Source organism: Pseudonocardia yunnanensis, from assembly GCF_039534065.1.
Lineage (GTDB): Bacteria > Actinomycetota > Actinomycetes > Mycobacteriales > Pseudonocardiaceae > Pseudonocardia > Pseudonocardia yunnanensis.
Genome location: NZ_BAAAUS010000001.1, coordinates 367510 through 390170 on the forward strand (window position 1 = coordinate 367510; position 22661 = coordinate 390170).

The 22661-nt window shown below is 71.5% G+C and carries 19 protein-coding genes; 9 read left to right on the forward strand and 10 right to left on the reverse strand.

Annotation, left to right across the window (positions count from 1 at the left end):
- The first annotated feature begins 177 nt into the window (after nt 1–177).
- Nucleotides 178–1035 carry an alpha/beta fold hydrolase gene (locus tag ABD743_RS01645; protein WP_344718006.1) on the forward strand — a complete coding sequence of 286 codons (858 nt, stop codon included), beginning with the start codon at nt 178–180 and terminating at the stop codon, nt 1033–1035.
- A 687-nt stretch (nt 1036–1722) separates the two neighbouring features.
- Here ABD743_RS01645 and ABD743_RS01650 read toward each other — a convergent pair.
- From ABD743_RS01650 to araB, 8 genes are read right to left on the reverse strand one after another with little or no spacing between them, the layout of a single operon-like run.
- Nucleotides 1723–2664, reverse strand: coding sequence for a U32 family peptidase (locus tag ABD743_RS01650; RefSeq protein WP_379659052.1), 942 nt, complete (start codon nt 2662–2664; stop codon nt 1723–1725).
- Nucleotides 2665–2675: 11 nt separating this feature from the next.
- Nucleotides 2676–4220, reverse strand: coding sequence for an arabinosylfuranosidase ArfA (gene arfA / locus ABD743_RS01655; RefSeq protein WP_344718008.1), 1545 nt, complete (start codon nt 4218–4220; stop codon nt 2676–2678).
- The gene (locus tag ABD743_RS01660; protein ID WP_344718010.1) at nt 4217–5104 is read right to left on the reverse strand and encodes a carbohydrate ABC transporter permease; all 888 of its coding nucleotides are present in this window, start codon (nt 5102–5104) and stop codon (nt 4217–4219) included. Before ABD743_RS01660 ends, arfA begins: the two co-directional genes overlap by 4 nt.
- Nucleotides 5101–6039: a carbohydrate ABC transporter permease gene (locus tag ABD743_RS01665; RefSeq protein ID WP_344718012.1), complete on the reverse strand. Its 939-nt coding sequence runs from the start codon at nt 6037–6039 to the stop codon at nt 5101–5103. The genes ABD743_RS01660 and ABD743_RS01665 overlap by 4 nt, the downstream gene beginning before the upstream one ends.
- Before the next feature lie 46 nt (nt 6040–6085).
- On the reverse strand, nt 6086–7426 hold the full coding sequence (locus tag ABD743_RS01670; protein ID WP_344718014.1) for an extracellular solute-binding protein: 1341 nt from the start codon (nt 7424–7426) through the stop codon (nt 6086–6088).
- A 24-nt stretch (nt 7427–7450) separates the two neighbouring features.
- The gene (gene araA, locus ABD743_RS01675; protein ID WP_344718016.1) at nt 7451–8962 is read right to left on the reverse strand and encodes an L-arabinose isomerase; all 1512 of its coding nucleotides are present in this window, start codon (nt 8960–8962) and stop codon (nt 7451–7453) included.
- The gene (locus ABD743_RS01680; RefSeq protein WP_344718018.1) at nt 8962–9645 is read right to left on the reverse strand and encodes an L-ribulose-5-phosphate 4-epimerase; all 684 of its coding nucleotides are present in this window, start codon (nt 9643–9645) and stop codon (nt 8962–8964) included. Before ABD743_RS01680 ends, araA begins: the two co-directional genes overlap by 1 nt.
- Nucleotides 9642–11384 carry a ribulokinase gene (gene araB, locus ABD743_RS01685; RefSeq protein WP_344718020.1) on the reverse strand — a complete coding sequence of 581 codons (1743 nt, stop codon included), beginning with the start codon at nt 11382–11384 and terminating at the stop codon, nt 9642–9644. Before araB ends, ABD743_RS01680 begins: the two co-directional genes overlap by 4 nt.
- Nucleotides 11385–11493: 109 nt before the next feature.
- Between araB and ABD743_RS01690 the strand changes: the two genes are divergently transcribed.
- Entirely contained in the window at nt 11494–12528 is a 1035-nt protein-coding gene (locus ABD743_RS01690; protein ID WP_344718022.1) for a LacI family DNA-binding transcriptional regulator, read from the forward strand.
- A 64-nt stretch (nt 12529–12592) separates the two neighbouring features.
- Here ABD743_RS01690 and ABD743_RS01695 read toward each other — a convergent pair whose 3' ends face one another.
- On the reverse strand, nt 12593–13567 hold the full coding sequence (locus tag ABD743_RS01695; RefSeq protein ID WP_344718024.1) for a LacI family DNA-binding transcriptional regulator: 975 nt from the start codon (nt 13565–13567) through the stop codon (nt 12593–12595).
- 204 nt (nt 13568–13771) lie between these two features.
- On the opposite strand from ABD743_RS01695, the gene ABD743_RS01700 reads away from it, so the two are divergent.
- The 7 genes from ABD743_RS01700 to ABD743_RS01730 all read left to right on the forward strand — a co-directional run bounded on the left by ABD743_RS01700 (nt 13772) and on the right by ABD743_RS01730 (nt 21568).
- Nucleotides 13772–15631, forward strand: a complete 1860-nt coding sequence (locus ABD743_RS01700; protein ID WP_344718026.1) for a glycoside hydrolase family 127 protein — start codon at nt 13772–13774, stop codon at nt 15629–15631.
- Between the two features lie 22 nt (nt 15632–15653).
- A complete protein-coding gene (locus ABD743_RS01705; RefSeq protein WP_344718028.1) occupies nt 15654–16979 on the forward strand; it encodes an ABC transporter substrate-binding protein in 1326 nt (441 codons plus the stop codon).
- On the forward strand, nt 16976–17914 hold the full coding sequence (locus ABD743_RS01710; protein ID WP_344718030.1) for a carbohydrate ABC transporter permease: 939 nt from the start codon (nt 16976–16978) through the stop codon (nt 17912–17914). The genes ABD743_RS01705 and ABD743_RS01710 overlap by 4 nt, the downstream gene beginning before the upstream one ends.
- 5 nt (nt 17915–17919) lie before the next feature.
- Nucleotides 17920–18810, forward strand: coding sequence for a carbohydrate ABC transporter permease (locus ABD743_RS01715; protein WP_344718032.1), 891 nt, complete (start codon nt 17920–17922; stop codon nt 18808–18810).
- 217 nt (nt 18811–19027) lie between these two features.
- Nucleotides 19028–19420 (forward strand): YciI family protein, encoded by a 393-nt coding sequence (locus ABD743_RS01720; protein ID WP_344718773.1) that lies wholly within the window; start codon nt 19028–19030, stop codon nt 19418–19420.
- Nucleotides 19421–19427: 7 nt separating this feature from the next.
- On the forward strand, nt 19428–20666 hold the full coding sequence (locus ABD743_RS01725) for an RNA polymerase sigma factor (RefSeq protein ID WP_344718034.1): 1239 nt from the start codon (nt 19428–19430) through the stop codon (nt 20664–20666).
- Nucleotides 20667–20815: 149 nt separating this feature from the next.
- Complete coding sequence (locus ABD743_RS01730) at nt 20816–21568, forward strand: hypothetical protein (protein WP_344718036.1); 753 nt, start codon at nt 20816–20818, stop codon at nt 21566–21568.
- 86 nt (nt 21569–21654) lie between these two features.
- Here the strand turns inward: ABD743_RS01730 and ABD743_RS01735 are convergent, their stop codons facing one another.
- A complete protein-coding gene (locus tag ABD743_RS01735; protein WP_344718038.1) occupies nt 21655–22572 on the reverse strand; it encodes an LLM class flavin-dependent oxidoreductase in 918 nt (305 codons plus the stop codon).
- Nucleotides 22573–22661: the final 89 nt, after the last annotated feature.

A 22661-nucleotide genomic window follows, 5' to 3' on the forward strand; every position in this document is an offset into this window, starting at 1 on the left:
GTGAAGACGCGAGATCCCTCCGGCATCCGCGGGCGCCGCGGCGGCGGCCCGACCGATGCCTGACGCGTTCGTAGGAGATCCCGCGGCGCGCGTGTGACGCCAGGCACGATCGACGTGACGCCGGGCCGCCGCCGCGGCGTACCGATGAGATCCGGTCCCTCGTCGGGTCTGCAGAGTGTGACCGAGCAGATCCTGACATCCAACGGCGTGCAGCTGTGCGTGGAGACGTTCGGCGACCCGGGCGACCCTGCGCTCCTGCTCATCAGCGGCATGAGTGCGTCGATGGATTGGTGGGACGTCGAGTTCTGTGAGCGCCTCGCGAACGAGGGCCGGTTCGTGATCCGGTACGACCATCGCGACACCGGTCGCTCGGAGACGTCCCCGGTCGGCGCGCCGTCCTACACCGCAGCCGACCTCTCCACCGACCCACTGCGCATCCTCGACGCTCTCCGCATCGCCCGTGCCCACGTCGCCGGGATCTCGATGGGCGGCGGCATCACCCAAGACCTTGCCGCGCTGCACCCGGACCGGATCCTGACCGTCACCCTGATCTCGACCAGTCCTGCCGGAGCGCGTGCCGACCGGAACGCGCTGCCGTCTGCGGAGCCTCGGATCGCCGCGACTTTCGCGAACCCCGGCCCCGACCCGGCATGGGACGACCGCGACGCCGTGGTCGAGCACCTCGTCGAGAACGAGCGTTGCTGCGCCGGCTCGCTCGGGTTCGACGAGGAACGGGCCCGCCGGCTGGCGAAGATCGTGGCCGGCCGCAGCCACGACGTTGAGGCGAGCCTGAAGAACCACTGGGCCGTCGTCGTGGACGCCGAATCGAACGAGTACCGGCTCGCCGACATCCACGTGCCGACGCTGGTGCTGCACGGCACCGCCGACCCGCTCTTCCCGATCGGCCACGGCGAGGCGCTCGCCGCGGAGATCCCCGGCGCCTCGCTCCTCGCGCTGGAGGGAATGGGCCACGAGGTACCTCCGCCCCGGCTGTGGGACGTCGTGGTGCCGGCAATAGTGCGGCACACGTCCTGAAGGCTCTCGAGCCGGCGCGTGTACGAGCGGCGCGCTCGTCCAATAGGTTCGCCCCGCCGCGCCACTCGCCCACCCCAACCCGCGGACGGGGCCGGGGCGACGCACCTGTACGACCGGCACGCCTGCCCGATAGGTTCGCCCGGCAGCGCCGCTCGTCCAGCCACGCCGGGCGAGCCGCAGCCGCGAGAGCCGTACCAGCGGCGCGCTCGTCCAATAGGTCCACCCCGCCGCGCCACTCGTCCACACCAACCTGCTGGAACGGACGGGACCGGGCATCGGCGCGACGGGCCACTGGCCCGCACCTGTACGACCGGCACGCTCGCCCAATAGGTTCGCCCCGCCGCGCCGCTCGTCCACCCCAGCCCGCCAGCGCGGACGGAGCCGGGCACCGGCGCAAGACCCGCTGGCCCCGCACGTGTACGACCGGCACGCCTGCCCAATAGGTTCGCCCGACAGCGCCGCTCGTCCACCCACACCCGGCGAGCCCCAGCCACGCAAGCCGTACCATCGGCGCGCTCGTCCAATAGGCCCGCCCCGCCGCGCCACTCGTCCACCCCAACCCGCCGACGCGGACGGGACCGGGCATCGGCGCGAGAGGCCACCGCCCCCGCACCTGTGCGAGCGGCGCGCTCGTCCAATAGGTCCGCCTCGCCGCGCCGCTCGTCCAGGACGGCTCGGGGGAGTCCCCTATCCGACCGCCGCTGTCGGAAGGGCGAGTCCGGCTGCCGGTATCGCCGACATCACCGCGTCGGGCATGTCGCGGTGGAGTCGTTCGAGGCCGATCTGCGCCCGCCGCACCCGTTCGCGGCCCAGCGCGATCGTGACCGCGTCGAGGTGTGTGCCGCTCGGGTAGATCACCGGCGTGTTGGCGAGCCCGAACTTGAGGTACACCGGCGCGGCGACCCGCACGATGTCGGCGATCTCGGCGTGCCGGACGAACCCACCGAGGTCGTTCGGCGACTCGATGTAGACGTCCAGCGGGATGTCGACGGCCGCTCGGACCGCGGCGAGCTCGCCGAGCGTCATGTCGGTGGGCACGTTGTACGTGTCGGCGCCCAGCCGCTCGGCCAGCCGGATCGCGGCCGGGTTCGACAGCCCCATCTGCACGCTGATCTTGAACTGCAGGTCGGCGGGGAACTCACCGGCCGTGCGGAGCGCCGCCGCGGTCTCCAGCACCCCGAGGTCGGTGACGAGCACGCTCCGGACGCCCGCGTCGACCGCCCGTGCGATGTCCTCGAGCACGTGCACGAGCTGCTCGGTCCCCCGCGCCTGTGCCCCCAGCGCCGCGCCACCAGGCGCGTGCGAGGCCGAGGACGCCGCGCCCCAGCCGGTGAGCGGCCGGGCGAACAGGCTCAGCTCCACCGGGCGGCGGGCCGCGGTGGCAGCCATCCGTTCCAGCTCGGCGTCGGTGAGCAGCAGCGCACCGCTGCCCTGCGACACCCGATGCACCGGGACGCCACGCGCGTCGGCCTCCTCCAGCACCGCGTCGAGCACGTCCGGGCCTTCGGTGCTCGGGATCTCCACCCGGCACTGCGCCCCGTCCGGGAAACGCTTGGTGCTCTCGGGCACGCCGTGGTCGGACCGGGCGAACCCCCGTTCGACCAGTGCCTCGCGGATACTCCGCTCCACTCCCGCTCCCCTCACTCGCCCTGACCGAGCCGCAGCACGCTCCACGACACCGGCGGAAGCTGCACCCGCAGCCGCCCGTCGGTCAGCTCGGCGGTTCCGTTCGGCCGGGGCACCACCCGGTCCGGCTGCGCGGCCGTGTTGGTCGCGGTCCGGTCGTCGTCCGAGAGCGTGAGCGCCTCCCGCACCGCCGACACCGGCAGCCCTCGCACGTCCACCTCCAGTACAAGCGGCTCGTCCTGGTGCCGGTTGACCGCGAACACGGTCGCCTCGTGGGAATCTTCGTCCCACGTCGCGACGGCGTCGAGTACCGGGACGTCCCCGAACCTGGCCGTCTCGTAGCGCGGGGACGACGGCTCGACCCGCAGCACCTCGCCGCGGGCGTGCCGGGAGGTCAGGGCGAACGGGTGGAAGATCGTCTGGCGCCAGGCCGGGCCGCCGGGCTCGGTCATGATCGGCGCGATGACGTTCACCAGCTGCGCCTGCGCCGCCGACGTCACGCGGTCGCTGTGGCGCAGCAGCGAGATCAGGAGGCTCCCGACGACCACGGCATCGGTCACGTCGTACTGGTCCTCGATCTGCCGCGGGGCCACGGGCCAGTCCTCGGGCACGGGCGTGCCCTTGAACCTGCTCTGGTACCAGACGTTCCACTCGTCGAACGACAGCATGATCTTCTTCGGCGACCGCAGCTTCGCCCCGATGTGGTCGGCCGTGACGATCACCGACTCGATCATGCGGTCCATGTCCACGTTGGACGCGAGGAAGCTGCCGATGTCGCCGTCGAGCGGCTCGTAGTAGGCGTGCAGCGAGATGAAGTCGACCTGGTCGTAGGTCTCGGCGAGGACCTCGGCCTCCCACGCCGCGAAGGTCGGCATCCGCGAGTTGGAGCTGCCGCAGGCGACGAGCTCCAGGTTGCGGTCCATCATCCGCATCGCGCGGGCGGTCTCGGCGGCGAGGCGGCCGTACTCGGCGGCCGTCTTGTGCCCGACCTGCCACGGGCCGTCCATCTCGTTGCCCAGGCACCACATCCGGATCCCGTGCGGCTCCTTGGATCCGTTCTCCACCCGCTGGTCGGCCAGCGCGGTTCCCGCGGGGAGGTTCGCGTACTCGAGGATGTCGAGCGCCTCGGCGACCCCGCGGGTGCCGAGGTTGATCGCGAGCATCGGCTCGACGTCGGCCTTGCGGGTCCAGCGCACGAACTCGTCGAGCCCCACGGTGTTGGGCTCGGTGGTGTGCCAGGCCAGGTCCCGCCGTCGCGGTCGCTGCTCCAGCGGGCCGACGCCGTCCTCCCAGCGGTAGCCGGAGACGAAGTTGCCTCCCGGGTAGCGGACGGTCGAGACGCCGAGCTCGCGGGTCAGCGCCAGGACGTCGCCGCGGAAGCCGTCGGCGTCGGCGGTGGGGTGTCCGGGCTCGTGGATGCCGGTGTAGACGCAGCGTCCGAGGTGCTCGACGAACGAGCCGAAGGTGCGCCGGCTGACCGGCGCGACGCGGAAGGCGGGGTCAAGGGTCGCGGAGGCGTGGAGCACGCTGTTCTCTCCCAGGGTCGACGGAGCGGTCATTCCTTGAGGCCTGCGCTGCCCACGCCGCGGATCACCTGGCGCTGGAAGAGCACGTAGATGATCAGCAGCGGGAGCCCTCCCAGCAGCGCCAGTGCCATGACCTGCGCGTACTGGAGCTGGAACGTGGTCTGCCCGGCCAGCAGGCCCAGCGGCAGGGTCATGAGGTCCGGGTCGGTCGTCGTCACGAACGGCAGCAGGAAGTTGTTCCACGTGGTGATGAAGGTGAAGATCGCGACGGCGGTGAGCACCGGCATCGACATCGGGACGATGATCGTGAGGAAGATCCGCAGCCGGCTCGCCCCGTCGATCTGCGCGGCCTCCTCGTACTCGCGCGGGATGCCGTCGAAGAACTTCTTCAGGATGAACACCATCGCGGGCGCCACGAGCTGCGGGAGGATCATCGCGAAGTAGGTGTCGACGAGCCCGAGCGTGTCGAGCTCGTCGAACAGCGGGATGATCAGCACCTGCGACGGCACCACGATGGCGGCCACGACCGGTGCGAAGAGCCAGCGCCTACCGCGGAACTCGGTGCGCGAGAACCCGTAGGCGGCCAGGGAGCACAGCACCAGCACACCGGCCGTCACCGACACCGACACGAGGGTGCTGTTCAGGAACCAGCGCAGGAGACCGCTGTTGCCGAACGCAGCTGCGTACGCCTCGCCGGTGACACGGCTGGCGAACCACTCCGGCGGGATCGCCCTGGTCTCCTCCTCGGGCTTGACCGACGTCGACAGCGCCCACAGCAGCGGCACCAGCCACAGCACCGCCATCAGCAGCGCGAGCACGGTCAGGATCACGCCACCGACGGTGGGACGCGGGCCGCGCCGCCGGGCGACGGGCGAGTCGGCGGATCGTTCGGAGACCAGGTCGGCGGTGGCGGTCACGACTCGCTCCTGTTCCGGACGGTGAGCCGCAGCTGGAACACCGCCAGCAGCAGGATGATGACGAACAGCAGGTAGGAGATCGCCGAGGCGTAGCCCAGCCGGAACGAGGTGAAGCCGGTCTCGTAGATGTACTGCAGCACGGGCCGCGTCGTGCTGTTCGGGCCGCCCTCGGTCATCAGGTAGATCTGGTCGAACACCCGCAGCGACGCCAGCACCTGGAGCACGACGATCAGCCCGGTGGTGCGCCGCAGCTGCGGCAGCGTGATGTGCCAGAGCTGCTGGCGGGCACTCGCGCCGTCCAGGGAGGCGGCCTCGTACAGGTCCCGCGGGATCTGCTGCAACGCGGCGAGGTAGAGCAGGAAGTTGAAGCCGACCGTCCACCACGTGGTGGCCACCACGATCGCCACCATCGCCACGCCCTCGGTGGTGAGCCACGGCACCGCCGAGCCCCCGAGCGCCTCGATCCAGCTGTTGAACAGGCCGAACTCGGGCTGGTAGAGCCACACCCAGATCAGCGAGACCACCGTGGCAGGCAGCACGAACGGCGCGAAGTACGAGAAGCGCAGTAGCCAGCCCAGTCGCCGCGCGCGGTGGGCGAGCAGCGCCATCGCGAGGCCCGTCACCACCAGCAGCGGCGTGCTGAGCAGCGTGAACAGTGCGGTGTTGCCGAGCGACTTCCACACGGCGGGGTCGCCGAACAGCTCGCGCCAGTTGGCGAGGCCGAGGAACTGTGAGGGCTTGCCGGCCAGGCTCTTGTTGAAGAAGCTGTTGACCAGGCCCGCGATGACCGGCCAGACCATGAATACCGCGAACACGATCATGAACGGCAGCACGAAGAGCAGCCCCGAGGTCTCCCCGGGACGATGGCGCAGGCCGCGGTCGGACGTGGCTGGTCTGGTGGGTGGGGCAGGGGCTGCCGGGGTGGCTGTGACCATGTCGGCTCCGAGTGGCTCGGCGGGACGCGGGACGGGCGAGGCGGGATCAGACCGGCGAGGGGATCGACACGAGCCGCTGCAGCGCGGTTTTCAGCTGCGCGGCAGCCGCCTGGGGCTGCAACGCCCCGGTCATGACGCTGCCCAGCGCGTCATTGGCCACGGTCTCCAGCGTGGAGCCGGAGCCGCTGAACCACCCCGGCGGGTCGAACGCCACGGCGCCTGCGGACGCTGCGTACTCCGACTGCGGCCGCAGCGCGGCGTACTGGGCGCTGCGTGCCACCGGTTGGTATGCTGGGACGTGCCCGCCCTTGGCCCACTCGAGGCTGTCCTCGAGCATCGCGGCGATGAACTCCACAGTGGCCCGCAGAACCTCGGGATCCCGGACGGCCTGCTTCGGCAGCACGTAGGTGTGGCTGTCGCCGAGGGCGAGCCGGCTGCCGTACACGTCGGGCATCTGTGCCATGCCGAACGGGAGCTCGGCGTCCACATAGGTGGTCACCTCCCATTCGCCGTTGAACGACATGCCCGCCTGCCCGCCGCCGAACAGGGCCACGGTCGCCGGGTAGTCCGCGCTGCCCGGGATGAGCTGTTCGTCGATCGCGAGACGGCGCAGGAGTTCGAGCGCCTCGGTGGCGCGGTCGACGTCGAGCAGGACGCGGGTGCCGTTCGCGTCGATCATCTCCCCGCCCATCTGGGCGTAGAGGCTCGCGAAGAAACGCCACGGTTGCTCCGCTTCGAGCGAGGCCCCGAAGTTGCCGGTGACCTCCTTGACGGCGCGGAGCTGCTCGAGGAGCTCGTCCGGCCCGCGTGGGGAGACGAGCTTGCCGTCCGCGCCGATCAATCCGGCCTGTCCGCAGATCTCCGTGTTGTAGTAGTGCACGATCATGTGCGTGTCGAGCGGCACGGCGTAGACCTGCCCGTCCACCGCGCAGCGGTTCCACACCTCGGGCAGGAACTTGTCCTGGGTGATGCCGTACTCGGCCAGCAGGTCGGACGGGTACGGGTCGAGCAGCGTGGCGGGGCTGAACCCGGGCAGCCGGCTCAGGTGCATCGTGGCGAGGTCGGGGCCGCGCCCGCCGGCGGCTGCCATCGCGAGCTTCGTGTAGAAGGGCGCACCCCACGGCAGGACCGTCGCCTGCAACGCCGTGCCGGGTGTGCGCTGCCGGAACGTGTCCTGCATGGAGACGTGGCGCTGGCCGTCCCCTCCGGAGAACAGGTTCCACTCGCGCACGAGCGTGGCGCCCGGTCGCGCGCCGCTGCTACAGCCCGAGAGCAGGGCGGTACCGGCGAGCGCGGCGCCTGCGGCCGTCAGGAACCGACGGCGCGACAGCGCCGGCCGGACGTACTGGTCCATCACAGTGATCTCCTCGACGATGAGGCCGGTCACGACAGGTGAAGCAGGTCAGGCAGGTCAGAGGGCTCCGGCCAGCCGGTAGTAGGCCTGGTTCCAGCGCAGCTCGCGGGCGAAACGGCGGGGTGTGGTCTCGGCGTCGATCACGACGAGCTCGGTGCGCGCCAGCTCGGCGAGGTCGTCCAGCTCCTCGACACCGAGCGCGGTGGAGAGCACGGTGTGGTGCGGCCCGCCCGCCATGATCCACGTCTCCGCCGACGTCCGGAGGTCCGGCTCGGGCTCCCACACCGCTCGGGCGACGGGCAGGTTGGGCAGCGGCTCGTCGGCCGGCACGACCTCGATCGCGTTGGCCACCAGACGGAACCGGTCGCCCATGTCCGACATGCCGATCACGACCCCGGCACCGGGCGCGGCGTCGAACACCATGCGCACCGGGTCCTCGCGGCCGCCGATCCCGAGGGGGTGGATCTCCACCCGCGGCCGGTCCGCGGCGATGGACGGGCAGACCTCCAGCATGTGCGCCCCGAGCACCTTCGGCCGTCCAGGGCCCAGATGGTAGGTGTAGTCCTCCATGAACGAGGTGCCGCCGGGCAGCCCGCCTGCCGCGACCTTGAGCGTGCGCAGCAGCATCGCGGTCTTCCAGTCGCCCTCCCCCGCGAAGCCGTAGCCGTCGGCCATCAGTCGCTGCACGGCGAGCCCGGGAAGCTGGCGCAAGGCGCCGAGGTCCTCGAAGTTCGTGGTGAACGCCATCGCCCCGGACGCGGCCAGTAGCTCGCGAAGGCCCAGCTCGATCCGCGCGGAGTAACGCAGCGAGTCGTGCCGGTCGCCGCCGGCGCGCAGTTCCGGCACCACCTCGTAGCGGTCCTCGTACTCCGCAACCAGCTTGTCGACGTCGGCGTCGAGGCTCGCGTGCACGGCGTCGGCGAGGTCGGTGACGGCATAGCCGTTGACCGTGACGCCCCAGCGCCACTGGGCTTCGGTGCGATCCCCCTCGGTGACGGCGACGTCCCGCATGGTGTCGCCGAAGCGCGACAGCCGCAGCGAGCGCACCTCGGCCCAGCCCAGCGCCGCACGCGCCCACGCGCCGACCCGGCGCTGCACCTCGGGGTCCTCGACGTGTCCCGCGACGATCTTGCGGACCACCCCGAGCCGCGCCTGGATATAGCCGAACTCCCGGTCGCCGTGAGCGGCCTGGTTGAGGTTCATGAAGTCCATGTCGATCGTCGCCCACGGCAGCGACCGGTTGGCCTGGGTGTGCAGGTGCAGCAGCGGCTTGCGCAGGGCGTCCAGGCCGGCGATCCACATCCGTGCCGGGGAGAACGTGTGCATCCAGGCGGTCACGCCGATGCAGCGCGGGTCGGCGTTGGCCTCGAGTGCCATGCGGTGGATGCCGTCGGAGGTGGTGAGAACCGGCTTCCAGACGATCCGCACGGGCGCCGCACCCGACGCGTCGAGCGCCTCGGCGATCGCCTGTGACTGCCCGGCCACCTGGGCGAGCGTCTCCTCCCCGTAGAGCCCCTGGCTCCCGGTGAGGAACCAGATCTCGCGGTCCGCCGTGGTCGATCCCGTCACTACTTGGCTCCCGTCTGGCCGTACACGTTCTGGTAGCGATCGAAGAGCGCGTCTATGTCGTCCTGCGGGATCGGCGTGAGCGGTCCGAGCTGGCGAGCGATGTGGGTGGAGCGGGCCACGTCCTCGCACATCACGGCCGCCTTGACCGCGGCCTTCGCGTCGGGGCCGATCGAGAACACCCCGTGGTTCTGCATGATCACCGCGCGGGAGCGGTGGCCCGACAGCGTCTCGACGATGCCGCGGCCGATCGAGTCGTCCCCGATGCGGGCGAACGGGCCGAGCGGGATCGGGCCCCCGAACTCGTCGGCCATCGCCGTGAGCGCGCAGGGGATCGGCTCGGCGCGGGCCGACCACGCGCACGCGTAGGTCGAGTGGGTGTGCACGACGCCGCCGACCTCGGGCATGTTCCGGTAGACGTAGGCGTGCGCCGCGGTGTCACTCGACGGGGCGAGCTCACCGTCGACGAGCTCGCCGTCGAGGTCGCAGGCGACGATGGCGTCCGGGGTGAGGTCGTCGTAGGACACTCCGCTGGGCTTGATCAGGAACAGGTCGTGCCCGGGCACCCGGGCCGAGACGTTGCCCGCCGTCCAGACGACGAGTCCGTAGCGCACCAGCTCGGCATGCAGGGCCGCGACCTGCTCACGCAGCTCGTCGACGAGTTCCTTGGCGGACTCGGGGATCACCGGCCGTCCTTCCCGCTCGTGTTCTTCCGGTCTGAGTTCTTCTTTTCCAGGGCCTGCGTGCGCAGGGCATGCAGGCGGTGCATCACGTCGTTCCCGCCGCCGGCGCCACGGCGACCGAAGTGGTCGTGCAGGCGGACGTACTCCGCGTAGAGCTCGTCGTAGGCGCGCGCCCGCTCGGGGTCGGGCCGGTAGACGGCCCGGTTGACCTTGCCCATCGCCGCGGCGGCCGCGCGGACGTCCGGGTGCGCGCCCGCGGCGACGGCGGCGTGGATGGCCGAGCCGAGCGCGGGGCCCTGGTCGGACCCGATGGTCGAGAGCGGGCGGTCGCACACGTCGGCGTAGATCTGCATGAGCAGCTCGTTCTTCAGCAGTCCGCCCGCCACCACGAGCTCCGCGACCGGCACGCCCGAGCGTTCGAACGCCTCGATGATCGTGCGGGTGCCGAAGGCCGTGGCTTCGAGCAGTGCGCGGTAGGTGTCCTCGGGCCGGGTGGCGAGCGTCTGCCCCACCACCAGCCCGGACAGCTCGTGGTCGACGAGTACGGAGCGGTTGCCGGAGTGCCAGTCCAGCGCGACGAGTCCGTGCTCGCCGACGGCCTGGTCGGCCGCCAGTTCGGTGAGCAGCCCGTGGACGTCGAGCCCGCGTTTGGCGGCGCGCGCGTGGTAATGCGGTGGGACGCTCGTGTCGACGAACCAGCCGAAGATGTCGCCCACGCCGCTCTGCCCGGCCTCGTAGCCCCAGAGTCCCGGCAGGATCCCGCCGTCGACCACCCCGCACATTCCCGGCACCTCGCCGAGGCGGTCGGACACCATCACGTGGCACGTCGAGGTGCCCATGATCGCCACCATCTGACCGGGCTCGACGGCCTGTGCCGCGGGCACGGTGACGTGCGCGTCGACGTTGCCGACGGCGACGGGGATCCCCTCGGGCAGGCCCGTCCACGCGGCCGCCTGGGCCGTGAGGCCGCCCGCACAGTCACCGAGCCGGCCGATGGGATGCTCCAGCTTCGCCTCGACGAAGTCGGCGAATGCGGGATTCAGTGCGGCGAGGTAGTCCCGGCCCGGGTAGCGCCCGTCCTGGTGGATGCCCTTGTAGCCCGCGGTGCAGGCGTTGCGCAGGTAGGTCCCGCACAGCTGCCACACGATCCAGTCGGCGGCCTCCACCCAGCGCTGCGTGCGGTCGTAGACCTCCGGGTCCTCCTCCAGCAGCTGCAGCGCCTTGGCGAACTCCCACTCCGAGGAGATCCGCCCGCCGTAGCGCGCGAGCCACGGCTCGCCGCGTTCCTCGGCGACGGCGGTGATCCGGTCGGCCTGGGCCTGCGCGGCGTGGTGCTTCCACAGCTTCGGATAGGCGTGCGGGCGGTCGGTCAGGTCGGGCAGCTCGCACAGCGGTGTGCCGTCGGCGAGTGTCGGCAGCACGGTGCAGGCGGTGAAGTCCGTGCCGATACCGACGACGTCACGCGGATCCGCCCCGGACGCCGCCAGTGCCTTGGGCACGGCGGTCTTGAGCACCTCCACCCAGTCGGCGGGCACCTGTAGCGCCCAGTCGGGTGGCAGCACGGCGCCGGTGGCGGGCAGCGCACGCTCCACCGACCCGTGCGGGTACGGGTGCACGGCGTCGGCCAGTTCCTCGCCGTCCGCCACTCGGACGACCACGGCCCGCCCGGACAGCGTGCCGAAGTCGATCCCCACAGCCACGGCGCGGCGCGGGTCGACGGTGCGCACTGCGCGACCACTCACGGAGCAACTCCCCCCACAACGTTGTGAGCGCTAACAATGTGAGCGCTAACACGGAATGTCAACCCCTTGGGGAAACCCGACGGATCAGGCATGCGGCAGCATGAGACACATGCCCGACTCGCCACCGGCCCCCGTCATGACCGACGTTGCGCGGCTGGCCGGCGTCTCCCACCAGACCGTGTCCCGCGTGGTCAACGACTCGCCCCACGTCAGCGCGCAGACCAGGACCCGTGTGCTGGCAGCGATGGAGCAGCTCGGCTACCGGCGCAACGCCGTGGCCCGTGCGCTGGCCACCCGCCGGTCCGGCACGCTCGGCGTGATCACCTTCGACACGGTGCTGCACGGGCCGGTCACCACGCTCTACGGCGTCGAGCAGGCCGCCGGGGCGCTCGGGCTGGGTGTGAGCATCGCCGTGGTCGACCGGGTCAGCTCCGACGCCGTCGTGCGCGCGCTGGGCAGGCTGGAGGACCAGTCCGTCGAGGGCGTGGTCGCACTGGCCACGCAGGAGGACGCGGTGCGGGCCCTCACCGCCGGGCTGCGGGCGTTGCCGGCTGTCTTCGTCGGCGGCCTGGCCGGAGCGGCCGAGGCCGGTGCCCCCGCCGTCGGCACCGACCAGCTCACCGGAGCCCGCGACGCCACCCGGCACCTGCTCGAGCTCGGGCACCGCACGGTGCACCACCTGGCCGGTCCGCAGGACTGGCTCGACGGCCGGTGGCGCGTGGAGGGCTGGCGGGAGGCGCTGCGAAGCGCCTGCGCCGAGGAGCCCGCGCTCGTCGAGGGCGACTGGAGCGCCCGTTCCGGCTACGTGGGAATGCGGGAGATGCTGGCCGCCGACCCCGCCCTCACCGCGGTCTTCGCCGCCAACGACCAGATGGCACTCGGTGCCCTGCGCGCGCTCGACGAGGTGGGCCGTCGTGTCCCCGACGACGTCAGCATCGTCGGTTTCGACGACATCCCGGAGGCCGAGTTCTTCCGCCCGCCCCTCACCACGGTCCGCCAGCACTTCGCCGAGTCCGGACAGCTCGCGGTGCACCTGCTGCTGGGCCTGATCCGTCCCGAGGACGCTGCCGCAGGCGCGGCGCCCCCTCCCCTGGTGCCCACGGAGCTGATGGTCCGCCGCAGCTCCGGCCCCCCGCCCACGTGATCGCTGCGAGATCCCCGTTTCCGCCCTCGACAGGGCGAACACGCCGATCTCGCGGCGATCATGGTCAGTCGGCCAGCGTCGAGCCCCGCACGACGAGACGGGTGGGCAGCTCCACCGCACCGCGGTGCGGCCGGCCGTCCACGGCGTCGAGCAGCATCCGGGCCGCGCTCCGGCCCAGCTCCTCCAGCTCCAGGTCCACCGTGGTCAACGGGGGGCGGCAGGCCAGCGCCATCACGTCCCAGTTGTCGAAGCCGGTGACGGCGACGTCGTCGGGGATGCTCCTGCCCAGCTCACGGAGCCGGTCGCACACACCACGCGCGATCTGGTCGCTCCCACACGAGACCGCGTCGAGATCCGGGTGGGCGCGCAGCAGCAGGTCGACGGCCTGCCGCCCCCACCGCTCGCTCCACTCCCCGTACATCGGTGGCCCTCGGAACGCCGGCCCTGCCGTCTCGGCGGCGGCCCGCGCCCGCTCGACGGCGCTGCGATGCCGTTCCGGGCCGGTGACGTGCGCGATCGCCGTGCGTCCGATGTCGCCGAGGTGCGTGACGGCCGACGCGGCACCGCCCCGATCGTCCACGAGGACCGCGGCGTCGGCCGGATCGGTGGAGCCGTTGAACGCGTACACGACGGGAATCGGCACGGCGATCGGCGGACGCGGCTCGGTGCGCCGACCGGTGACGATGATGCCGTCGACGCGGCGGGCGAGCAGCGTGCGCAGGTAGTGCTGCTCGCGCAGCGGGTCGTCGCGGGTGTCGCACAGGAGCAGCGCCATCTCGCCTGCGCTGAGGGCGTCCTCGGCGCCCAGCATGATCGGGATGCTGAACCGCCCGGAGCTGTCGGTGGTGACCAGCCCGACGGTGTAGCTGCGCCCCGACGACAGCGCCCGGGCCCGCCCGTCCGGCGTGAATCCGAGCTGTTCGGCGGCCCGCCGCACCCGTTCGCGGGTCTCGCGCCGCAACTGGCCGGTGTCGTTGAGGGCCTTCGACGCCGTGCCCGGCGAGACACCGGCCAGCGCCGCGACGTCGGTGATGCGCACGACGGCGCCGGCCCGGCCGGCAGAGCTGGTGGTCAGCAGACGGCTCCTTTTCCGCTCGTTCCGTGGGTGGTCGATCCTATCCCGCGTATCAACAGGATTGATGAGCACAGGCCTTGACCCGACCGGGTGGCCGCCTTAGCGTCACTCCCGGAAAACGAATTCCTGATTTTCCGTGACCGGCCCGGCGACGCGTACTGGAGCGGCATGACGGCGACCTCGTCCCCCACCACCGGCACCACGCGGGCACCCGCGGCACCCACCCCCGCGGCCGCCGTACGACTGCGCCCGCTCGGCCTCGGCGAGGCCAGGATCACCGGCGGCTTCTGGGCCGACCGGCAGCGCGCCAACGGCGACGCCGCCATCCGGGTCGGCCGCAGGCGCCTGGACGAGGCCGGCAACCTGGAGAACCTGCGGATCGCCGCCGGTGTCTCAACCGGAGAGGTCGTCGGCCCGATCTTCGCCGACTCCGACGTCTACAAGTGGCTCGAGGCGGTGGCGTGGGAGTACGGCCGCAACCCCGCTGACGAGCTGCTCGCGATGCAGCGGGAGGTCACCGCCGTCGTGGCCGCCGCCCAGGCCGACGACGGCTACCTCAACTCCGTCGTCCAGGTCCGCCACAGCGACAAGGGACGCTACTTCGACCTGCCCTGGAGCCACGAGCACTACTGCGCGGGCCACCTCATCCAGGCCGCGGTCGCGCAGGTGCGCTGCACCGGCGACACCGCACTCCTGGACGTGGCCGTGAAGCTCGCCGATCACCTCGCCGCCACGTTCGGTGAGGACCGCCGCCACGACGTCGACGGCCACCCGGTGATCGAGACCGCGCTGGTGGAGCTCTACCGCGAGACCGGAGAGGCCCGCTACCTCGAACTGGCCCGCTACTTCGTCGAGGCGCGGGGCCACGGCCTGATGGCAGGCTACGGCCAGGAGCCCACCTACTTCTCCGACCGCGTCCCGGTCCGCACGGCCACCACGGTCGAGGGCCACGCGGTGCGCGCGGTCTACCTCGCCGCGGGCGCGGCCGACGTCGCTGCCGAGCTGGGCGACGCCGAGCTGCTGGACGCGCTGCGCACGCAGTTCGACCACATGCTCGCCACGAAGTCCTACGTCACGGGCGGCCTCGGCGCGCGCTGGGACCGTGAGTCGTTCGGCGACCCGTACGAGCTGCCGACCGACCGCGCCTACGCCGAGACGTGCGCGGCGATCGGCGGCGTCCAGTGGGCGTGGCGCATGCTGCTCGCCACCGGCGACGCGCGCTACGCCGATGCCATCGAGCGCATGCTGTTCAACGGCTTCATCGCCGGCATCTCGCTCAGCGGCGCCGAGTACTTCTACGTCAACCCGCTGCAGCTGCGCGCCGACGCGCACGCCGACGGGGACCGCTCACCTGCCCACGGCCGCCGCGGCTGGTTCGACTGCGCCTGCTGCCCGCCGAACGTCATGCGCACCCTGGCGAGCCTCGACGGCTACCTGGCCACGGGCGACGCCGACGGCGTGCAGCTGCACCAGTACGCGCCCGGCACGGTCACCAGCGGGGACGTCGAGCTGACCGTCGAGACCGAGTACCCGTGGGACGGCCTGGTGCGGGTCCGGGTGATCGCCTCACCCGGCCGGTTCGCCCTCTCGCTGCGGGTGCCCGCGTGGGCGACGGGCGCCAGCGTCACCGCCGGCGGTGAGACGCAGCACGTGGATCCGGGATACGCACGCCTCGAACGGGACTGGAGCGCGGGCGACATCGTCGAGCTGCACCTGCCGATGGACGTCCGCACCACCGCGGCCCACCCCCGCGTCGACGCCGTGCGCGGGTGCGTGGCCGTCGAGCGCGGGCCGCTGGTCCACGCCGCCGAGCAGGCCGACCACGCCGCCCCCGTCGACGACCTGCAGATCGACACGTCCGCCGCCACGGCCGCCGAGCATCGCCCCGACCTGCTGGGCGGCGTCACGGTAGTCACCACCCGGGGCCGCACCGAGGCGGCCGGCGAGCTGGACCTGACCCTCGTCCCGTACTACGCGTGGGCCAACCGCGGCGCCGCAGCCATGCGGGTCTGGATTCCCACGATCTGACCCAACCCGCCAGGAGAGGACAATGACGACCTCGCCGACGACCTCACGCCGCAGTTTCCTCACCCTCGCCGGGCTCGGCGCCCTCGCCGCCGCGCTCCCGGCCTGCAGCTCGGTGCTGCCCGAGCCGGACACCGGGGCGTCCGGCTTCGGCACATCGGCCACGGGCCGGGTCGAGGTGTGGTGCCGGGCGGCCACCCAGACCGGGCTCACCACGCTCGTCGACACGTTCAACGCCTCCCAGGACCGGCTCACCGTCGAGCTGGTCCCCGTGCCCGACGCGCAGTACGTCACCAAGCTCGCCACCGCGATCCGGGGCCGGAACGTGCCTGACCTCGTGGACATCGACGACATCAACTCCCTGCTGTTCGTCCACCGCGACGCGTTCACCGACCTCACCCCGCTCATCACCGATCTCGGCTTCGCCGATCAGCTGAGCCCCGGCCACCTCGCACTGGCCACAGTGGACGGACGGCACTACGGCGTGCCGTACCTAGCCGACAACTCGGTGCTCTACTGCAACACCGAGCTGTTCGACCGGGCCGGAATCGACGTCGACGAGGCCACCGCCGACCTCGACGCGCTGCTGGGCGCGGCCCGCCGGATCACCGCGCTCGGCGGCGACGTCCGCGGCTGGACCTTCCCCGGCAACGCGTCCGGCGCGCTCGGGTTCATCGTGCAGCCGCACATCTGGGCCGCCGACACCGATCTGATCCGCGGCGAACCCGGCGCGCAGGAGGGGAACGTCTCCGGCAACGACGCACTGGCCCGCACGCTGGAGTTCCACCGTGCGCTCTGGCAGGACCAGCTCGTCCCGCCCGGCTGCTACACCGACGAGGCCGCGCGGTGGGCGTCCGACTTCCACGCCGGGCGGATCGGCATGTTCCCCTCGAGCCTCGACACCGTCACCACCAACGCAAGCCCCGAACTGCTCGCGGCCACCACCGTCCGCCTGCTCCCCGGCCCCGACGGCGGGCGCGCCTTCTTCGACGGCGGCGACAACATGTGCATCCCGCGCGGGGCCGCCAACGCCTCGGGCGCGTGGGAGTTCGTGCGGTACGCGCTCGACCTGCCCCAGCAGTCCGTGCTCCCCGAGGGCGGCTACACACCGGTGCGCGCCGACGTCGCCACACCGGAGTTCGCCGACCGATACCCGCTCACGCTTCCCCCGCTGCAGGCGCAGGAGGAGGGCTACGCGCCCAAGACGCTGTCGTACAACGAGCTCTACAACCAGCCCGACGGGCCGTGGCTGACGATGTTCCGCCGCGCGGTCTTCGACGGCGAGATCGAGGGGGCCATGACGCAGGCGCAGGAGTCCTTCGACCGCATACTCGGGCAGGCCCGGACATGAGCACCGTGGTCTCGGCGCCGGTCGCCCGGTCCCGCACCGCCGCCCGCTCCGCACCCGCACGGCGACAATCCCTGACGCACCCACCGCGCACCGGGCTGCTGCTCGTCGCACCCGCGGTGCTGATGGTCGTGGTGTTCGTGCTGGCGCCGCTGCTGTTCGCGCTCGGCATCTCGTTCACGGACTGGCCGCTGATCGGCGACGTCTCCCCCGCCGGGTTCGCCAACTACGTGAGCATCGGCTCGGACGCCGGCTTTCTGCGGGCCGTGCTCTACACGCTGCTCTACACGGCGATCGTGACGATCCCGCTCCTCGTGGTCGGCTACGCGCTGGCCGTGCTCGTCCGCAGCAGGAGAAGAGGGGCCACCCTGCTGCGCACCGTGTCCTTCCTGCCGTTTGTGGTCGGGCTCACGACCCTGAGCTTGATGACCGTGCTGGAGGCGCAGCCGGGCAGCGGGGCGATCAACATCGTCCTGCGGGCACTCGGGATCACCGACGGCGACACAGGCTGGCTGGTGGACGGGCCCCTGGCGACCGGGCTGGTGTCGGTGCTGGTCATCTGGGGCGTGGCCGGGCTGACGATGTTGCTGCTGATGGCAGGGATGCAGGCGATCCCGCCGGAGGTCTACGAGTCGGCCGACCTGGACGGCGCGAGCTGGTGGCAGCAGGAGTGGCGGATCACGATCCCGATGCTGCGGCGCACGATCGCGATGAGCCTGGTGATCTCGGTGGTCGGCTCGCTGCTCGCATTCACGCAGTTCTACGTGCTCACCGACGGCGGCCCGGGCTCGGCAACCACCACCGTCGTGCTCTACATCTACAACCGGGCCTTCGTGCAACTGCAGCTCGGAGCCGCTGCAGCGCTGTCGGTCGTGCTGGTGGTCGTGGTGGCGCTGGTGACCGCGCTGCAGGTGTGGCTGCTCCGGGGCGAGGAGTGATCGACGTGACCATCGCAGCGCCGCGAACCGCCCGCACGTCCCGCTCGTCGAGCGGCCGCCGGGAGACGTGGACGAAACGCGTGCTCTACGCCGTCGGGGGCGGCGGTGCGTTCCTCGTCTTCACCGTGCCCCTCGTCTGGGCGCTGCTGCGCTCGGTGCAACCGAACGAGGTGATCGTGGCGGCGCCGGACCCCGCCACGTTCTTCGGACTGACCTTCGAGAACTTCGCCGCGCTGCTCAGCGGGCCGAACAGCCTCGTCGGGGCTTTGGCCAACAGCCTGGTCGTGGCACTGGGCACGGCGGCCCTCACCACGGTGCTCGCCACCGCCGCGGGCTACGGCTTCGCGCGCTTCCGTTTCCGCTCCGGTCCCGTGCTGTTCGCGCTCGTCGTCGCGTCGATGATGGTGCCGTTCCAGGCAATCCTCACCCCGCTCTATCTGCAGATGAACCTCATGCGGCTCACCGACAGCCTGGTCGGCCTGGTGTTCTTCTGCACCACGGTGAACCTGCCGTTCGGCGTGCTGGTGATGCGCAACTCGTTCTCCTCGGTGCCGGGCGAGCTGGAGGACTCCGCGCACATCGACGGCGCGGGCACCCTGCGGATCATCACGTCGGTACTGCGCCCGTTGATCACGCCGGGCGCGGCGACCGTGGCCCTCTACGCCTTCCTCGCGGCGTGGACGGAGTTCCTCGGGGCACTGACTTTCCTCACCGATCGCGACCTCTACACGCTGCCGGTGGCGCTGGTGAACCTGCAGCAGGGCGCGTACGGACAGATCAACTTCGGTTTCCTCGCCGCGGGCTCGGTGATCGCGATGATCCCGTGCGTGGTGCTCTATGTCGCGCTGCAGCGGTTCTATGTCGCCGGGCTCGCCTCGGGGGCGATCAAGGGCTGAGCCTCGGCGATTCCCGGCTCATCCGGCTGGCCCCTCCACCCGAGCGGCTCCGCCACTGGCCGAGGCCGAGTGGCCTGTGATCTGATCGCCACCCCCGACAGCGGAGGACATCGGTCCGATGCGTCGGGCACGTGGTGGCCGGATCCGGGATGCGGTTCCGACGTCTCTGGTGGACGGCGCCGCCTGAGCGCCGCGAGAGGAGACGACCGTGAAGTACATGATCTTGCTCTACGGCAGCCAGCAGGACTACGACGTGCTGGCGGGCAAGTCCGGCGACAAGCCCGCCATGTCCGCCGAGCAGGTCTCGGCGATGCACGCGTACATGGAGTCCTTCCACCAGAAGCTGGCCGAGTCCGGCGAGCTCGTCGACGCGCAAGGCCTCACCGCTCCCGTGCACGCCCGGCGCGTCCAGCTGCAGCAGGGCGCTCCGGTGGTGACGGACGGGCCGTACCCGGAGACGCAGGAGGTGCTCGCCGGCTACACGGTGGTCGAGTGCGTGAGCTTCGACCGCGCCACCGAGATCGCCGCCGGCCTCGTCAACCCCGATGCGCCCGGCGAGTACGTCGACGTGCGCCCGATCGTCGGAAGCGTCGAGGAGCTCGAGGTCTGAGCATCCCGTGACCGATGACGACGCCGAGGGCCAGCTGCGCCGGCTGGCGCCGCAGGTCCTCGGCGCGCTGGTGCGGCGGTACGGGCACTTCGACACCGCGGAGGACGCCACGCAGGAAGCGCTTCTCGCGGCGGCGGTGCAGTGGCCGCAGGAGGGCGTGCCGCAGAACCCGCGCGGGTGGCTGATCACGGTGGCCTCGCGCAGGCTGACCGACCTGTTGCGCAGCGAGCAGGCCCGCAGGCGCCGAGAGGACACGGTGGCGCGCTGGACGCTGCCCGACGGATGGCTGACGCCCGTCCCCGATCAGCCGGCGGCGGAGTTCGACGACACCCTCGTGCTGCTGTTCCTGTGCTGTCATCCCGCGCTGGCGCCGGCCTCGCAGATCGCGCTCACCCTGCGGGCCGTGGGCGGGCTGACGACGGCGGAGATCGCCCGCGCGTTCCTCGCGCCGGAGGCGACGATGGCCCGGCGCATCGGCCGGGCCAAGCAGCGCATCAGGGAGAGCGGCGTCCCGTTCGGCATGCCGTCCGAGACGGAGCGTGCCGACCGGCTCGGGGTCGTCCTCCACGTGCTCTACCTGATCTTCAACGAGGGATACGCCAGCACGTCGGGGCCGAACCTGCAGCGCACCGAGCTGTCGGCCGAGGCGATCCGCCTGGCCCGCACGGTCCACGGTCTGCTTCCCGACGACGGCGAGGTGGCCGGGTTACTCGCGTTGATGCTGCTCACCGACGCGCGCCGGCCCGCGCGATCCACCTCGGACGGCGCGCTGGTGCCCATGGCGGAGCAGGACCGGCGCCTGTGGAATGCCGATCGGATCGCCGAGGGCGTGGATCTGCTCACCACGGCACTCCCGAGGGGAGCGACCGGCCCCTACCAGCTCCAGGCGGCGATCGCCGCCGTCCACGACGAGGCACCGAGCGCCGAGGCCACCGACTGGCCGCAGATCACGGCGCTCTACGAGCTGCTGATGCAGATCTCCGACAACCCGGTGGTGCGACTGAACCACGCCGTGGCGGTGGCCATGGTGCACGGCCCGGCCGCGGGGCTCGTCCTGCTCGACGATCTCCGCGCCGACGAGCGCATCGCGAACGACCATCGCATCCACGCGGTGCGCGGGCACCTGTTGGAGAGGCTGGGCGATCACACGGCCGCCCGCGACTCCTACCGCACCGCCGCCGGGCGGACCACCAGCGTGCCCCAGCAGCGCTATCTCCACGAGCGCGCCGATCGCCTCGTTACATGAGAGGCCTCGGCCGCGGCGGCGGCCACCTGCCCGAACGGGCCGCCCGACACTGCCCGATCGTCTCTTTCTCCTGCACTCCGCCACACGTATACATGACGGCTACCGACGATCTCCGGGGGGACTTCGTGCGCGTGCACCATCACGAGGGGATGTCCGGGACGAGGTCGCCCGATCCGGCCGCCCACTGCTCCCCCATCCCGGCTGCGGGAGGGCTACCAGCACTGCAGCGCATGGCCGGCAACGCCGCAGTGAGCCGGTGGCTCGGTGAGAGGAGAGCAACTCCGGCCTCTCCTACCGCAGCAATCCAGCGAGCACCGCAGGACTGGAAAGGCACCGCGACGAAGAAGGCGTTGGCGAACGAGAAGGTGCTCGCGCCGAACGACCCGTTCGTCCACACGCTGCACCACATCGTCCCCAAGTCGATGCTCGCCACCTTCGCCGGCCTCCTCACTCCGGCCCAGAGGACGCTCGTCGTGCAGGAAGTGGGCCCGCACGCCAACAAAGCCTTCACGACGACCAACGACAACCTCGCTGCCGTCACCAAGGCCTTGCAGAACCTCCCGGCCAATTTCGTTCTCGGTCCCGACCCGGCCGACCGAGAGGACGACCCCGGTGCACAGCCGGACTACAACTATGCGGACGACGGATCCATCACGCCTCGCTCGGAGCATCTGGAGAAGGCGTACGAGTTCATGAACAGGAAGATCAACGGGGGCACGCCCGTCACGATCACCGACGCCGAGCTGACCGACGAGTTCATCCAGCCGCTGATCGACGCTTCCGAGGAACACAACAAGGTCGCCGCCGGCGGCGTCGGGCTCGATCGGGGCCGCGCCGCCTGGTCCGGGGACCCGGCACACGGGCAGGCCCGCCGACCCGCCCCGATCGAGCCTCTCCTCTGACCCCGAGCGTTCAGCTCCGGGGCGATCGCAGCCGCCCACGAAGCACCGAGCGCCGGGGCGACCGACCCGCTCTCCGGCCCGCGCCGTCAGCAGAGGCTCTTGGCCGTCTCCCAGAGCAGGTCCAGCTCCGCTGGTTCGAGACTCGTCGGCTCCAGGATGAGGGTGACCTCGGGCGCATCTACCGTCCGGAAACCGGCCAGCAGTTCTGTGCACTCCTCCGGAGTGCCGTGGATGACCGAGCGATCGACCTCGAACGTCGGCCCGTAGTAGCGCCGCCAGTGCGAGTGGGCGCGTTCCCTGGCCTGCTTACCGTCTCGGTGGACGCTCACACCCTGCACCTTGGCGATGCCGAGCCGATCGGGATCACGGCCGCTCTCCGCGGCCCGTTCGCGCACCATCGCGGTGCCTGCGACGAACTCCTCGACGGTCCAGTGGCCGCTGGCGATCCAGCCGTCGGCCACGCGGGCGAGGCGGTGGAGCATCGGCGTGCTCCGTGCGCCGAAGTACACCGGCAACGGATCCTGCCGCGGCTTGGGCCGGACGCTCGCGGCAGTGAGGTGGTGGTAGCGCCCGACGTGGTCGACGCCGTCCTCGCGCCAGAGCCGGCGGGCGATGGCGACGTTCTCCAGCAGCAGCCCCAACCGCTGCTGAATGGGCACACCCAGGCTCGTGACCTCCTCGGCGGTGCCGCCGAGGGACACACCCAGCACCAGGCGCCCGTCCGAGAGGTGGTCGATGGTGGCGGCGCTCTTCGCCATCAGCACCGGGTTGAGGTACGCGGCGAGCACGACCGCCGTGCCCAGCCGAACCCGGTGCGTCTGCCCGGCGACCCAGCTCAGCAGCTCCAGCGGGTGCAGGACGTCGGTGTGGTGGAAGACGTGGTCGCCGACCCAGATCGACTCGAAGCCGAGTTCCTCCGCGCGCTGCACGAACTGGCGCAGGTCGGCCGGGTCGGGTGCCTCGCCGGACGGGATCCGCACACCGATGTTCAGCGTCGGGCTCACGTGCCCGCCCTCGGTCGCCGACCGGACTGCACTGCTCGACCCACGTGCCCTCCTCGGCGGTCCGACGTTCGCGATCAAATCCTCGCGGA

Excerpts from the sequence above, each read along its gene's own strand:
- ABD743_RS01730 (WP_344718036.1), top strand. The coding sequence starts at position 20,816 with ATGTCCGGGACGAGGTCGCCCGATCCGGCCGCCCACTGCTCCCCCATC.
- arfA (WP_344718008.1), bottom strand. The coding sequence starts at position 4,220 with ATGACCGCTCCGTCGACCCTGGGAGAGAACAGCGTGCTCCACGCCTCC.
- ABD743_RS01690 (WP_344718022.1), top strand. The coding sequence starts at position 11,494 with ATGCCCGACTCGCCACCGGCCCCCGTCATGACCGACGTTGCGCGGCTG.
- ABD743_RS01710 (WP_344718030.1), top strand. The coding sequence starts at position 16,976 with ATGAGCACCGTGGTCTCGGCGCCGGTCGCCCGGTCCCGCACCGCCGCC.
- ABD743_RS01720 (WP_344718773.1), top strand. The coding sequence starts at position 19,028 with ATGATCTTGCTCTACGGCAGCCAGCAGGACTACGACGTGCTGGCGGGC.
- ABD743_RS01700 (WP_344718026.1), top strand. The coding sequence starts at position 13,772 with ATGACGGCGACCTCGTCCCCCACCACCGGCACCACGCGGGCACCCGCG.
- ABD743_RS01705 (WP_344718028.1), top strand. The coding sequence starts at position 15,654 with ATGACGACCTCGCCGACGACCTCACGCCGCAGTTTCCTCACCCTCGCC.
- ABD743_RS01665 (WP_344718012.1), bottom strand. The coding sequence starts at position 6,039 with ATGGTCACAGCCACCCCGGCAGCCCCTGCCCCACCCACCAGACCAGCC.